Origin of the sequence: Streptomyces sp. NPDC099050, assembly GCF_044759865.1 — a bacterium.
GTDB lineage: Bacteria > Actinomycetota > Actinomycetes > Streptomycetales > Streptomycetaceae > Streptomyces.
Map to the genome: position 1 here is coordinate 282,045 of NZ_JBIWAE010000001.1, position 13,276 is coordinate 295,320.

The 13,276-nt window shown below is 71.7% G+C and carries 10 protein-coding genes; 4 read left to right on the plus strand and 6 right to left on the minus strand.

Translation table 11 applies throughout. The features are described from left to right. Positions 1 to 2: 2 nt before the first annotated feature. Entirely contained in the window at positions 3 to 2,312 is a 2,310-nt protein-coding gene (locus ACIQV3_RS01285; RefSeq protein ID WP_403708515.1) for an FtsX-like permease family protein, read from the minus strand. Then, the gene (locus ACIQV3_RS01290; protein WP_403708517.1) at positions 2,309 to 3,163 is read right to left on the minus strand and encodes an ABC transporter ATP-binding protein; all 855 of its coding nucleotides are present in this window, start codon (positions 3,161 to 3,163) and stop codon (positions 2,309 to 2,311) included. Before ACIQV3_RS01290 ends, ACIQV3_RS01285 begins: the two co-directional genes overlap by 4 nt. A 198-nt stretch (positions 3,164 to 3,361) precedes the next feature. On the opposite strand from ACIQV3_RS01290, the gene ACIQV3_RS01295 reads away from it, so the two are divergent. Both ACIQV3_RS01295 and ACIQV3_RS01300 read left to right on the plus strand, forming a co-directional pair. Next, positions 3,362 to 4,246: a sensor histidine kinase gene (locus ACIQV3_RS01295; RefSeq protein WP_403708519.1), complete on the plus strand. Its 885-nt coding sequence runs from the start codon at positions 3,362 to 3,364 to the stop codon at positions 4,244 to 4,246. Next, a complete protein-coding gene (locus tag ACIQV3_RS01300) occupies positions 4,243 to 4,956 on the plus strand; it encodes a response regulator (protein ID WP_403708521.1) in 714 nt (237 codons plus the stop codon). The genes ACIQV3_RS01295 and ACIQV3_RS01300 overlap by 4 nt, the downstream gene beginning before the upstream one ends. A gap of 95 nt (positions 4,957 to 5,051) precedes the next feature. Here the strand turns inward: ACIQV3_RS01300 and ACIQV3_RS01305 are convergent, their stop codons facing one another. The 3 genes from ACIQV3_RS01305 to ACIQV3_RS01315 all read right to left on the minus strand — a co-directional run bounded on the left by ACIQV3_RS01305 (position 5,052) and on the right by ACIQV3_RS01315 (position 10,252). After that, positions 5,052 to 6,974 (minus strand): helix-turn-helix domain-containing protein, encoded by a 1,923-nt coding sequence (locus tag ACIQV3_RS01305; RefSeq protein ID WP_403708523.1) that lies wholly within the window; start codon positions 6,972 to 6,974, stop codon positions 5,052 to 5,054. Positions 6,975 to 7,065: 91 nt separating this feature from the next. Further along, a complete protein-coding gene (locus ACIQV3_RS01310) occupies positions 7,066 to 8,469 on the minus strand; it encodes an MFS transporter (RefSeq protein ID WP_403709130.1) in 1,404 nt (467 codons plus the stop codon). Between the two features lie 637 nt (positions 8,470 to 9,106). Continuing rightward, positions 9,107 to 10,252 (minus strand): magnesium and cobalt transport protein CorA, encoded by a 1,146-nt coding sequence (locus ACIQV3_RS01315; RefSeq protein ID WP_403708525.1) that lies wholly within the window; start codon positions 10,250 to 10,252, stop codon positions 9,107 to 9,109. A 412-nt stretch (positions 10,253 to 10,664) separates the two neighbouring features. Between ACIQV3_RS01315 and ACIQV3_RS01320 the strand changes: the two genes are divergently transcribed. Beyond that, the gene (locus ACIQV3_RS01320; protein WP_403708527.1) at positions 10,665 to 11,702 is read left to right on the plus strand and encodes a magnesium and cobalt transport protein CorA; all 1,038 of its coding nucleotides are present in this window, start codon (positions 10,665 to 10,667) and stop codon (positions 11,700 to 11,702) included. A 620-nt stretch (positions 11,703 to 12,322) separates the two neighbouring features. Here the strand turns inward: ACIQV3_RS01320 and ACIQV3_RS01325 are convergent. Then, a complete protein-coding gene (locus tag ACIQV3_RS01325) occupies positions 12,323 to 12,535 on the minus strand; it encodes a hypothetical protein (protein WP_403708529.1) in 213 nt (70 codons plus the stop codon). 206 nt (positions 12,536 to 12,741) lie between these two features. On the opposite strand from ACIQV3_RS01325, the gene ACIQV3_RS01330 reads away from it, so the two are divergent. Then, the gene (locus tag ACIQV3_RS01330) at positions 12,742 to 13,017 is read left to right on the plus strand and encodes an isoamylase early set domain-containing protein (RefSeq protein WP_403708531.1); all 276 of its coding nucleotides are present in this window, start codon (positions 12,742 to 12,744) and stop codon (positions 13,015 to 13,017) included. Positions 13,018 to 13,276 lie beyond the last annotated feature (259 nt).

Consider the following 13,276-nt stretch of genomic DNA (forward strand, 5'->3'; position numbering starts at 1 on the left):
CGCTACTCGGTGTGCAGGGCCGCGGCGATGGTCATCCGGGCCGCCGAACGGGCCGGGACCAGCGCCCCCAGGACGGCGATCGCGACCCCCGCGCACAACATCCCGGCGAGCTGCGGCGCGTGCCAGACGTCCTTCATCGACTCGGGGAAGGCGACGATGCCCACGTTGTCCACGACGAGCCGGTGCGCGACGATCCCGAGGGGGATCCCGAGCAGCCCGCCGACCAGGCCCAGTCCGGTCACCGAGGTCACCGTCATCGCGACCACCTGGCGTGGGGTCATGCCGATCGACTTGAGCATGCCCAGGTCGCGGCGGCGGTCGCGGGTGTTCAGCAGCACGGTGTTGAAGACGCCGAGCGAGGCGACCAGGGCCAGCACGACCGAGAACACCGAGGAGAAACCGACGACCGTGGTGGTGGCGGCGTTGACCTTGGCGGAGTCCACCACCTCGGCGTGCAGTCCGGGGTCGGCCGCGGCGACGGCGTCCGCGTAGGCGCGGTCGTCCGCTCCCCGGCCGAGCCGGACGGTGTACTCGACCGGGCGGCTGTCCGGGGCGAGTTGGCCGAGGGTCTCCCACGTGGATTCCAGGGAGCGCGCGTCGCTGTCGATCAGCCGGCCGACGACGGTCGCCACCGCCCGCCTCCCGTTGGCCTCCAGGGTGACCCGGTCTCCCACCGCCAGGCCGCGTTCGGTGAGGAACGAGGGACCCGCCGCGATCTCACCGGGTCCGCTGGGCGGACGGCCCTCGACGAAGGACTCGGGCGGGGACGGGTTCCCCCGGTAGAAGTTCCCGAACGCGGGCTGCGCGTACCCGACCAGCCCGACCTGGGTCAGCGCGCGGGCCCGGAACTCCTGCGCCCCCAGTGACCGCAGCCGCTCCTCGATCTGCGCGTCGGTCAGCAGCGGTTCGACGGGGTTGTCGCCGTGGCCGCCGACCGCGACGTAGACCACGGTTCCGCCGGGGCCGCGGGCAGTCTGTGCGTACGAGACCATCGTGCTGGTCAGCCCGGTCGCCAGGGTCACCGTGGCGACACCGAGGACGATGGCGGCCATGGTCATGAAGGCCCGGCCCGGGCGGGCGAACGGGTGGCCGAGGCCCAGGCTGACGGAGCGCGGCAGCCGGGAGGAGGCCAGTACGCGCTGGACGCGCAGCCCGCGCCCGGTGCGGGGCGCGCCGCCCGCGCTGATGGCCCGCGCGGCCGGCAGCCGGTGCGCGCGCAGGGCCGGTATGAGAGCGGTCAGCAGCACCAAGGCGGGCATCCCGGCCAGGCAGGCGACGCTGAGCCAGGGCGAGAGGGTGCCCACGCCCGCCATCCCGGTCTCGATGCCGGAGAACGCGATCTGCAGGATGGGCGCGGCCAGCGCGTTCCCGAGCAGGGTGCCGAAGAGGCAGCCGGCCACCGCGGGGACCGAGACAATCGTCAGGTAGACGGCGACGACCTGGTTCGGCGTGAAGCCGATGGCTTTGAGCACGCCGATGTGCCGACTTCCGGAGACCACGGCGCCGCTGACCACGTTCGCGACGATCAGGGAGGAGACGAGCAGGCCGAGGAGGCCGAAGAGGGAGATGAAGGGCAGATAGGCGTCCGCGCGGGCGGAGAAGGCCTTCTTGAGGGTGAGGTGGGTCTGCGCGGCCGTCACCGAGTCCGCGGGAAGTCCGTCCGTGGCCCGGGCGAGTGAGTCGCGCAGCTGCGCGCCGGTGGACGGGTCGGTGAAGCGGTAGAGCATCTGCGTGGACTTCGGGTGGAGGGCCTCGGCCTGCTCGGGCGTCACCCAGGCGGCGGCCGACCGGCTCATGCTCGTCGCGAAACCGACGACGGTGAGCGTCGGGAGCCCGGGTACTTCCAGTTTTGTGCCGACGAGTTCGGCGTCCGGCGTGCCGTTGGTGCTCCAGTTGACGACGATCTCGCCGGGCGCCTCGGCCCAGCGCCCCTGCCGCATCCGGACGCGGTCCACCGGCCCGGCCGGATCGGCGCGCCCCACGACAGTGAGGGGGCCCGGCGGACTCCCGATCCAGTCCGTGGGCACGTCGACGACCGCCTGGGGGAACGGTCCCGCGGCGGCCGCGACCCCCGGACGGTGCGCCGTCTGCGCGAGCTGGGCGTCGGAGACCTTCGCGGGGTCGTACGTCGCCACGGTGTGCGCGCCGCGCTGCGCGGTGTACGCCTTGTCGAAGGGGGCCGAGGCGGCGGCGAGGAGGCCGAGCGCGAGCAGCACGGTGGTGGTGGAGCAGAGGACGACGAGGCCGATGACGAAGGTCTGGACCCTGCGGCGCTTCACGGCGGCCCGGGAGGCGCGCCATACGGCGCTCACGCGGAACGCTCGAGGGGCTTGCCGTTCGGGGTCTCGCCGTGCGGGATCATGCCGTTCGGGGTCTCGCCTTCCAAGGACTCGCCTTCCAAGGACTCGCCCTTCAAGGACTCGCCCTTCAAGGGATCGCCGTTCAAGGTTCCGCCGTCCAGGCTGCGTTCGCGGGCAATGCGGCCGTCGGCCATCTCGACGAGGCGGCTGGCGCAGCGGGTGGCCAGGTGCGGGTCGTGGGTGACGATCAGCAGGGTTTGGCCTATCTGGTTGAGGTCGATCAGCAGGTCCATCACCTGCTCGCCCGAGCGGCTGTCGAGGGCCCCGGTCGGCTCGTCCGCCAGGAGCAGGGCCGGACGGTTCATCAGTGCCCGTGCCACGCCCACCCGTTGGCGTTCGCCGCCGCTCAGGGTCGCCGGATAGTTGTTGCGCCGGTCGGCGACGCCGAGCTCGTCGAGCAGTTCCAGAGCGCGGCGGCGGGCCTGGCGGGCGGAGGTGCCGGTGAGCTGGGCCGCCAGCGCGACGTTGTCGAGCGCCGGCAGATCGTCGATGAGGTTGAAGAACTGGAAGATCATGCCGACGTCGCGTCGCCGGTAGAGGGCCAGGCCCGTCTCGGTGAGGCCGCCGAGGTCCTGGCCGTGCACGTCGATCGTCCCGGCGGACGGCCGGTCCAGGCCCGCCACCATGTTGAGGAGGGTGGACTTCCCGCAGCCGGAGGGGCCCATCACGGCGACGGCTTCGCCCCGGCGGATCTCCAGGGACAGCGCGTCGAGAGCCAGGGTGTCGCCGTACTCCTTGGATACGCGGTCCAGGCGGACGACGACCTGGGGGACCTTGCCGGAGCTGTCGTGATGAAGGGGCATGGCACGAACCTAGAAGGCCCGTCGGACGTGCCGCGTCACCCCCCGGATGTAAAGGGGAGGTCGCGTCATCCTGGGGATGTACGCGGGGACAGCACCCGGAGGGTGATGTGGACTACGCGGGATGCCTGCGAAGGTCGGGTAGGAGAATCTTGGAAGATCGAGAACGGTGACGACCACCGGCGGGGGAGGGCAGTTGTCGTGACGACGGGATGGGCGGTCGCTGCCGTGGTGGCCACGGTGTGCGCGGTGGCGGCGGGGTGCGGGCTGACGGCGGCGCTCCTGCGGGCCCGGGCGGCGCACCGGGCGGCGATCGAGGAGCGGGGGTGGCTGCTGGAGCGCGAGCGGGAGGCGGCGGCGCGGGCGGCGGTGGACGCGGAGCGGGCCCGGATAGCGGCGGAGCTCCACGACATAGTCAGCCACAACGTCAGCCTGATGATCGTCCAAGCCGGCGCCGCGCGCGAGGTGTTGGCGACGATGCCGGTGGAGGCGGCGGCCGCGATGGCCGCCGTGGAGAAGGCCGGGCGTACGACCATGACCGAACTGCGTCACCTGCTGGGACTGCTCGCACCGGCGCAGGACGGCCGTGACGAACCGTACGGGGGCGGAGCCGTCGAAGGACGGCGTCCGGCCGTGGAGTTGGCGCCGCAGCCGAGCCTGAGCCGGCTCAGTCCGCTCATCGACCGGATAGCCTTCGCCGGGCTGCCGGTCGAGGTCCGGATATCCGGCGAGCCGCGGCCGCTGCCGGCCGGGATCGACGTCACCGCCTACCGGATCATCCAGGAGGCACTGACCAACGCACTCAAACACGGGGACGGGGTGAAGGCCGAGGTGACGGTCAGATACGCGGATCGGGCACTGAGGGTCGAGGTGCTCAACAGCGGACCGAGCGTGCTGTCCGGAGACCGGATACCCGCGGCGCACCCGGGGGAGTCCGCCCCGTCGCGCCCGAAGGCGGACGGTGCGGGGCACGGGCTGGTCGGGCTGCGCGAGCGGGTCGCCGTGTACGGAGGGGACTTCGACGCACGCCGCCGCCTCGGCGGCGGATACCGGGTGCGTGCCCGCCTCCCGCTGGAGCGGCCGTGACCACGAACGCCCCGGCCGCCGGGCCGGAGCCGAGGGCCGCCTCGCCCCGGGTGGTCATCGCCGACGACCAGGAACTCGTCCGCGCGGGGTTCCGCATGATCCTCACGGCTCGGGGGATCGACGTGGTGGGCGTGGCCGCCGACGGGGTGGAGGCCGTCACGGAGGTCCGCCGGCTGCGCCCCGACGTCGTCCTCCTCGACATCCGAATGCCCCGCCTGGACGGACTGGAGGCCGCCCGGCAGATCCTCGCCGAGGCCCCGGAATGCCGGGTGATCATGCTGACCACCTTCGACCTCGACCAGTACGTCTACGCCGCCCTCGCCGCCGGAGCCAGCGGGTTCCTGCTCAAGGACGTCACGCCCGAGCACCTCGCCAACGCCGTACGGCTCGTCGACACCGGCGACGCACTGCTCTCCCCCTCGATCACCCGACGACTGGTGGAGCGCTGCGCCTCGGCATCGGCCGCGCGCGGCGGCGCGACCGCTGCGCCGCACCCCGACCTGGACGCCCTCACCCCGCGGGAGCGGGAGGTGCTCACCCTGATGGGCCACGGCCTCTCCAATGCGGAACTGGCCCGGGAGTTCACGCTCAGCGAGGCCACCGTGAAGACCCATGTGGCCCGGATCTTCGCCAAGCTGAGCCTGCGCGACCGCGCCCAGGCGGTCGTCCTGGCCTACGAGACGGGCCTGGTCACCCCGGGGACGGGGTAGGGCGGGGTCCTTTCGGTTCGGTCCTCCGGTTCGGTCCTCCGGTTCGGTCCTCCGGCTGAGTCGGGAGGCTGAGTCGGGAGGCTGAGTGGCGCGGCTCAGTCCGTCGGCGGGCCGGAGCGTGCCAGGAGGTGCAGGCGCAGGGCGAGTTGGAGTTCCAGGGCGCGTGCGGGGGTGTTCCAGTCCTCGCCCAGCAGGCGGCGGATCCGGTCGAGGCGTTGCACGACGGTGTTCACGTGGATGTGCAGCGCCTCCTTGGCCTTGGAGAGGCTCGCCCCGTGGACGTAGTACGCCTGGAGGGTGCGGACCAGCTCGGTGCCGCGCTGGGCGTCGTAGTCGATGACGGGGCCGAGTACCTGGTCGACGTACCCGCCGACGTCACCGTGGTCCCCGAGCAGCAGGCCGACGAAGCCCAGGTCGGGCAGGGCGGCCCCGTGGCCGGAGTGGCCCAGCGCGTGCAGGGCTCGCAGGCAGCGCACGGCCTCGGCGTACACGCCCGGCAGCCCGCCCGGGTCGCCGGCCGGTCCGGCCGAGCCCACGGTGACGGGCGTGCCCAGCGCCTGCCCCAGCTCCGCCGCGAGGGACCGCGCGAGGTGTCCGGGCCGCTCGGCCGGGGCGAGCAGTACCACGTGGCCCTCGTGCAGCCCGGCCAGGCCGTCGAGGGCGCGGGCGCGGCGCGCGGCCTCCGTCGACAGCCGGGGCCGCTGCGCCGCGTCGCAGTGGAGCACCAGGAGGGAGTGCGGGCGAGCGAGGTCGACGCCGAGCTTGCGGGCCCGGATCGTCCGGCTGCCGCTGTCGGGGGTGTGCCCCGGGCTCCGCGGGGTCAGCAGGTCGCTGAGGAGCTCGCCGCGCACCCGGTCCTCGGTGTGGGCCACCGAGCGGCGCAGCAGCAGGAGGAGCGCGGTGACCAGGCCGGTGCGTTCGAACAGCCGTCGGTCGCTGTCCGACAGCTCCGCCCGGCCCGTCAGGGCGATGCTGCCCAGGAGTTCGTGCCCGGCCAGGACGGCGCATACCCACACCCCGTCGACCGGTACGGCCCGGCCGCCGGAGCGGGAGGCCGCCACCCCCTGGGCGGGCGCGCGGATCGGTTCGGTGGCGACCCGGGCCAGCTCGGCGCCCTCGGCATCGTGCACCACCAGCCCGCCCCGCAGCAGCGCGGCCACCTCCCGGGCCACATCGGTGACGTCCCCGCCGCGCAGGACCAGATCGGTGAGCCGGTCGTGGGTCTCGGTGGCCAGCCGCGTGGCCTCGCTGTGGGCCCGGGCGGTCTCGGTGGCGGCGTTCAACTCGACCAGCGCCGTACGGGTCTCCTCCAGCAGCCGCGCCCCGTCGATGGCGACGGCGGCGTGGTCGGCCAGCGAGGAGAGGAGCGCTACCGCGTCGGGGGTGAAATCGCGCACCGACCGGTCGGCCGCGTAGAGCACCCCGATCACCCGCGAGGCGACCCGCAGCGGCACGCCGAGGATGCCCCGCAGCCCCTCCTCGCGCACGCCGGCGTCGATGGTGCTGGTGTGCCGGAAACGGTCGTCTGCGCGGTAATCGGCGCTGGCGTACGGCCGGGCCGTCTGCGCGACGAGACCGCCGAGGCCCTCGCCCATGCCGAGGCGCAACTGCTGGAAGGCGGCGGAGACGGAGCCGTCGGTGACCCGCATGAAGGTATCGCCCGCGACGGGGTCGTTGAGGGTGAGGTAGGCGCAGTCCGTCCCGAGCAGGGTCCGGGCCCGTCGCACGATGGCCCGGAGCACCGCGTCGAGATCACGCAGGGCCGCGAGGTCTCCGGCCGTGTCGAACAGGGCGGTGAGTTCCGCCTCGCGCCTGCGGTGCTGGTCGAGCGTGCGCCGGATGTCGAGGGCGACCCGGGTGGCCTCCTCGACGAGGGCCTGATCGGCGGCGCCGGCGCCGGCGGTACGGGCCTGCGCGCCGGGCCGCGCGAAGTGCTCGACGGGCGCGCCCTGGGCGAGCAGGTCCAGGAGCTGCCGCAGCGCGGCCGCGGGCGCGGTGGGATCGTTCACGGGGGCCATGCTGGCAGCCCTTCGCTCCGGGGTGGCGAGCGGGTCCGCCCGCCGGACCCGAGGCACCGGTCACGGCGGGCGGACCGCGGGTCGGTCGGGATCAGGCGGAATCGGAGACCGCGGCGGCGTACCCGTTCCCCGCGGCCGGCGCCGTTGACCCCCCGCCCGCCGGCCCCGCCCCCGCCTTCGGGACGGACAGGTCGCGGCCCCGGGTCTCGCGGGCGAGCAGGACGGTGAGGGTGGTGACGAGGGCGGCCCCGGACAGGTAGACGGAGACCGGAACGGAGGAGTCGTAGTCCTTCAGGAGCTCGACCGCGATGATCGGGGCCAGGGCCCCCGCGAAGATCGAGGCGAGCTGGGAGCCCATGGAGGCTCCCGAGTAGCGGACCTTGGTGTCGAACATCTCCGAGATGAAGGCGGCCTGCGGGCCGTACATGGCCCCGTGCAGCAGCAGCCCGGCGGTGACGGCGAGGGTGATGACGGCGAACGACTTCGAGTCCACCAGCGCGAAGAACGCGAACGCCCACACCGCCATGCCGACCGAACCGATCAGCGTCACCGGCCGGCGACCGATCCGGTCCGACAGCGCGCCCCAGACCGGGATGGTCAGGAAGTGGACGGCCGAGCCGATCAGGAGCGCGTTGAGCGCGGTGGTCTTGGGGAGCCCGAGGTGGGTGGTGACGTAGACGAGGAGGAAGGAGGTGAGGACGTAGTACGAGATGTTCTCGCCGAAGCGGGTGCCGATGGCGGTCAGCACCTGCCGCCAGTCCTTGCGGAACACCTGGACCACGGGGGCCTTCTCCTCCTCGGCCCGCCCGGAGGCCGCGGCCGCGGCCTGCGCCGCGAGGAAGACGGGCGACTCGGACACGGAGAGGCGGATCCACAGCCCGACCACCACGAGGGCCCCGGAGAGCAGGAACGGGATCCGCCATCCCCAGGCGAGGAACGCCGCATCGGACTGCACGGCGGCGAGCAGCGCCAGCACCCCCGTCGCGAGCAGGTTCCCCCCGGGCGCGCCGGACTGCGGCCAGGAGGCCCAGAACCCGCGGTGCTCGGCCCCGCCGTGCTCGGACACGATCAGCACGGCCCCGCCCCACTCGCCACCCAGCGCGAAGCCCTGCACCAGGCGCAGCACGGTCAGCAGGATCGGAGCTGCGACTCCGATGCTCGCGTGGGTGGGCAGCAGCCCCATGGCGAAGGTCGCCCCGCCCATCATCAGCAGACTCAGCACCAGCAGCTTCTTGCGCCCGACCTTGTCCCCGAAATGCCCGAAGACGACCCCGCCCAACGGCCGGGCGAGGAACCCGATGGCGTAGGTGAGGAAAGCGATCAGCGTGCCCGTGAGCGGATCCGCGGTGGGGAAGAACAGCTTGTTGAAGACCAGGGCGGCGGCGGTCCCGTAGAGGAAGAAGTCGTACCACTCGATGGTGGTCCCGATGAGACTGGCGGCAACGATGCGCCGGATTCCGGATGGAGCCTGCGGGTCGGCTGCGGGGGAGGCCATGTGCACCACTTCCAGGGTGTCTGCGGGGACGTCGGGTGTGGCCACAACGTAGAAGTCTGCAGGTCACCCGCATATGTGGCCCGCCATCACAATCGGGCCACGACTGGTGTGCCCGCGCACCACATGACCGAGCGCCGGCCCTGCAACCCCTCCGGTACGGGGTCGTGAGGCACTGCCGGAATTACAGAGTTAGCCCCCTTTTGGCTAGGCGGTGCTGACTCCCGTGCTGGTTTGGTGCTGACCCGAAACCCCACGTCAGCACCCATCGCGACCCGTCCCGTGCTGGTTTGGTGCTGGTTACGCTGCGTTGAGCGCGACCTGATTGGGGCCGAGGCGGGGCGAAGCGGAAGCGCGGAGAATCAAGCTGAGTTCCGGCTCTCGGGCCCTTTTCGCGCTGGGCGTTGACCGACGCGCCGCGGTGACCGGAGGGGAGCCGCGCGTCATTACCGCCCCGTGTTGGCCCCCGCGACCATCTCCGGGCGCCAGCTTCGACGGAGCTTTCATGAGCCGGATGCCTCGACTTGTTCCCGAGGGCGCGCCGTCGTCGGTCTTGTTGCGTTGGCAGATCCGATCAGGCGAACCGTCGCGCCATCACTTTCGGAACGGGCGGGCCGACGGTCGACCTACCGGCTGCGGCTCAGAGCCAGTCGCGGCGCTTGAAGATCACGTACAGGCTGAGGCAGACGATGGCCATCAGGGCGACGGCGAAGGGGTAGCCGAGGACCCAGCCGAGTTCGGGCATGGTCTCGAAGTTCATGCCGTAGATGGTGCCGACCAGGGTCGGGGCGAAGAGGATGGCTGCCCAGGAGGAGATCTTTTTGATCTCCTCGTTCTGTGCGTGGCCGGCTTGGGCCAGCTGCTTCATCTCCTCGTTCTGCTGCTGGCTGACCAGCGTTGCGTTGACGGCGAGGATGTCCTGGAGCGCGAGGCGGAAGCCGTCGACGCGTTCGGTCACGTGGGTGGCGTGGTCGGCGACGTCGCGCAGATAGCGGCGGAGTTCCTCGTCGATGCCGTACTTCTCGAAGCCGGCCGAGAGCCCTTCGAGGATCCGGGTCAGGGGTCGGGTCGCGCGGGCGAACTCGACCACTTCCCGGGAAAGCTCGTAGATGCGGCGGGAGACCTTCGGGTCTCCGCTGAAGACCTCGGTTTCGATCTCGTCGACGTCGTTCTCCACGCCGGCCACGACGGGGGCGTAGCCGTCGACGACCGCGTCGAGGATCGCGTACAGGACGGCTTCGGGGCCGCGCTTGAGGAGATCCGGGCTGCTTTCCATCCGGTGCCGGACCGCTGCCAGGTCGGGGGCGGCGCCGTGGCGGACGGTGATGACGAAGTCGGGTCCGACGAAGATGTGCAGTTCGCCGAAGTCGACCTCTTCCGCGGCGTCGAGGTAGCGGGCGGCGCGGAGCACGACGAAGAGGGTGTCGCCGTAGCGTTCCAGCTTGGGCCGCTGGTGGGCTTCCAGCGCGTCCTCAACGGCGAGGGGGTGCAGGTCGAACTCCTCGGCGACGGACAGCAGCTCGGCCTCGGTCGGCCGGTGCAGGCCGATCCATGCCATGCCCCCTTCCGCCTCGCGGAGCTTGCCGAAGGTCTCGGCGAGGGAGTCATGGGTGCTGGTGCGGACTCCGTCGTGGTAGATCGCGGCCGTGACCACGCTGTTCCCGCGCGGTGGCTGCTGGCCGGCCGACACGGTCGGCGCGGGCTGCCCTGCATCGGGGCGGGGCTCGGCGGGGCGCTTGGCGGGCTTGGTGAACGCGCGCAGGGCGCGCAGGCGACGCTCGGACACGGGCAGGGGGTCCTTCCGCAGGCGGGAAGTAGAAGGCGTTGGGGATGCGCAAAGGGCACGCCGCAGACGCCGCCTGCAGAGCCGGCTACGAGCCGGGCACGGCAGCGTCCCGCGGCGCACGACTGGGAGGTTCACCACACATCGGGGAACTCACCTGCCTTTCGGTACGCGGGACATAGGCCATCGAGCAGGGTATACCCGCCGCAAGAACGCCCTGGACTTCTCCCCGCAGCACTCACCGATCCCAGACCCCTGCGCCCGGCGGGGCGGGCAGCAGCGCGACGGCGTCAGGCGGGGGACAAGGGGCCGTCACCCCGATGGCACCAGCCGCGGTCAGGGGCGCGGGTGATCACCTGCTGGTCGCGGGTAGGTTGCATCCCTACGTATCGGACAAGGAAACAAGAGGCAGCGCATGGTGGCGGAGCGGGGTGGCGAGGGCGGTGCGGGCCTGCCGTCTGCGGTGGTGGACTGCGCGCTCTACGAGGACGGGCACCGCATCCCCGGCCAGGTGAGCCTGGACTCGGTCATGAAGCGCATAGACCCGCAGGAGGGCCGGTTCGCGTGGATCGGCCTGTACGAGCCCACCGGGGAGCAGCTCCAGGAGGTCGCCGAGGCCTTCGGTCTGCACCCCCTCGCGGTGGAGGACGCCGTCCACGCCCACCAGCGGCCCAAGCTGGAACGCTACGGCGACATGCTGTTCCTCGTGCTGAAGACGATCGTCTACGTCGACCACGAGAAGGTCACCGCGACCAGCGAGATCGTCGACACCGGCGAGATCATGGTCTTCGCCGGTCCCGGCTTCGCGATCACCGTCCGCCACGGCAGCGCACCGCCGCTCGACGACGTGCGCCGCCGGCTCCAGGAGGATCCGCAGCAGCTGGGCTGCGGACCCGCGGCCGTCCTGCACGCCGTGGCGGACATGGTCGTCGACCGCTACGTCGAGGTCGCGGACGCCTTCGCCGGCGACGTCGACTCCCTCGAAGCCGAGGTCTTCTCCCCCGACCGTCCGGTCGACGCCGGGCGGATCTACCAGCTCAAGCGCGAGCTCCTCGAATTCAAGCGAGCCGTGATGCCGCTCGCCGGCGCCCTGCAGCGCCTCAGTGAAGGCGCGGTCCCCGGGATCCCGTCGAAGGTCGCCACGTACTTCCGGGACGTGGCCGACCACCACCAGCGGGTCAGCGAACAGATCCTGTCCTTCGACGAACTCGTCTCCGGCATGCTCAGCGCGAGCATCGCCCAGCTCGGCGTCCAGCAGAACGCCGACATGCGCCGGATCAGCGCCTGGGCCGCACTCATCGCCGTCCCCACCATGATCGTCGGCGTCTACGGCATGAACTTCGAGCACATGCCCGAACTCAAATCACCGTACGGCTACCCCGCGGTCTGGGCCTTCATGGCGGTCGTGTGCACCGTCATCTACCGCGCGCTACGCCGAAACAAATGGCTCTAGCGACCCGGCCGGTGCACGGGTAGGCAGCCACCAGGACTTCTCCGTGATCGAAGGGCTGACAGCTCCAAGCTATCGCTGCCGGGAACTCGCACGTCAGAGCATCTGTCCACCATCCCCCTCGACAGGGGTGAGGGCTGCGCGGAAGAGGTGACGCCACTGTCATCACAAGGCTTGGACGGCCGCGCTTCCGGGGCCCAGCGCGGCGCAGACGTCGAGGGCGCGCAGGACGCTCCACCGTAGCCTGAAGATCATCAGCAGGGCTGCCGCCGCGATGGCCAGCGCGCTCGGGCGGATGCTCGCCAGGTCATGGACGAGGTGGTGCAGGGGGCCCCAGCCAGTCTCGTCCCCTCCTTGAAGAAGGGGTGGAAAGCGAAGTGCAGGCCGAGGCTGGCGATGACTCCGACGGACGGCGGCGGTGATGCCGGTCAGTGCGATGTCGCACATTCCAGGGGAGATCCGCCCTCCGCGGGTGGCTTTCCGGACGGCGCGGGCCTGCCGTGGCGTCGGCGTCGTGTGGAGCTGCGGGCGTCAGGGACGGCATCGGGCGCGACGTGACGGAGCCCGGCCGGGGTGTCTGTGGACCGGCCGGGCTCTGCGTGCGGGGACGAGTGGTGCTCTGGTCAGAGCGTCTCGTCGTGCAGGTCCTCTTCGCGCAGCAGGTCGTCCTCGCGACGACGCGTAGCCTCTTCCTTGCCCGGCTTCTGGACCGGCTTCTGTCCCTGCTCGCGGGACGGCTTGCCCGGCTGGGGCTGCGCAGGGTCTCCGGGGCGACGGTGCTCCTGCGGTTCGCGGCCCTTGCCCGGCTCCTGATGCTTGTCCTGCGTACCGCCCATGACGGCGACTCCTCTTGATGCGTGGGGTACGGATTCCTCTCGGATCACGCTGACACGCAGCGTGACGGTCTGCATCAGGTCGACTGCGAAGCGAGGCACACGGGTGACGCCCGTCCCTCGATGTGGCGGGGTCGGAAGGCGGGCCGTCCCTTCAGGTCCGAGGATGGGCACGATCCCCACCCCACCCGCTGTAAGGAGCCCGCACCATGCTGGAGCGCACGCTGCGCAAGAACCGCACGGAGGTCACCTTCGTCCTGCCCGCCGACACCCCACCCGGCCCCGTCAGCGTGGTGGGCGACTTCAACGACTGGCAGCCCGGTGCCCACACCCTGCGGCCCCGCAAAGACGGGAGGCGGGCCGTCACGGTCGAGCTGCCGAGCAAGGGCACGCATTCCTTCCGGTACCTGGCCGCCGGGGATTACTGGTTCAACGACGAGAGCGCGGGCGACCAGGACGGCCCCAACAGCCGCCTGCACACCTGATCGGCCCAACCCGGCATGACCGGGCACGGCTCGTCACGTTGAACCCGTCATTGCACGCGCCTCGTCTGCGGGCGGGTGGGGTCGGACCTGGGCGATGACGAGGGCGCCGGCGGCGGCATCAGGGTGACGCAGTGTGGCCAGGAGCCGGTCGCAGGTCGCCTCCAGGGGTAGGCCGGGATCGGCGAGGGGGACTTGGCCATGGCGGCATTGCGCGAGCGCAAGGCATACCGCGAACAGGTTCTGCGCATCCTGATATGAA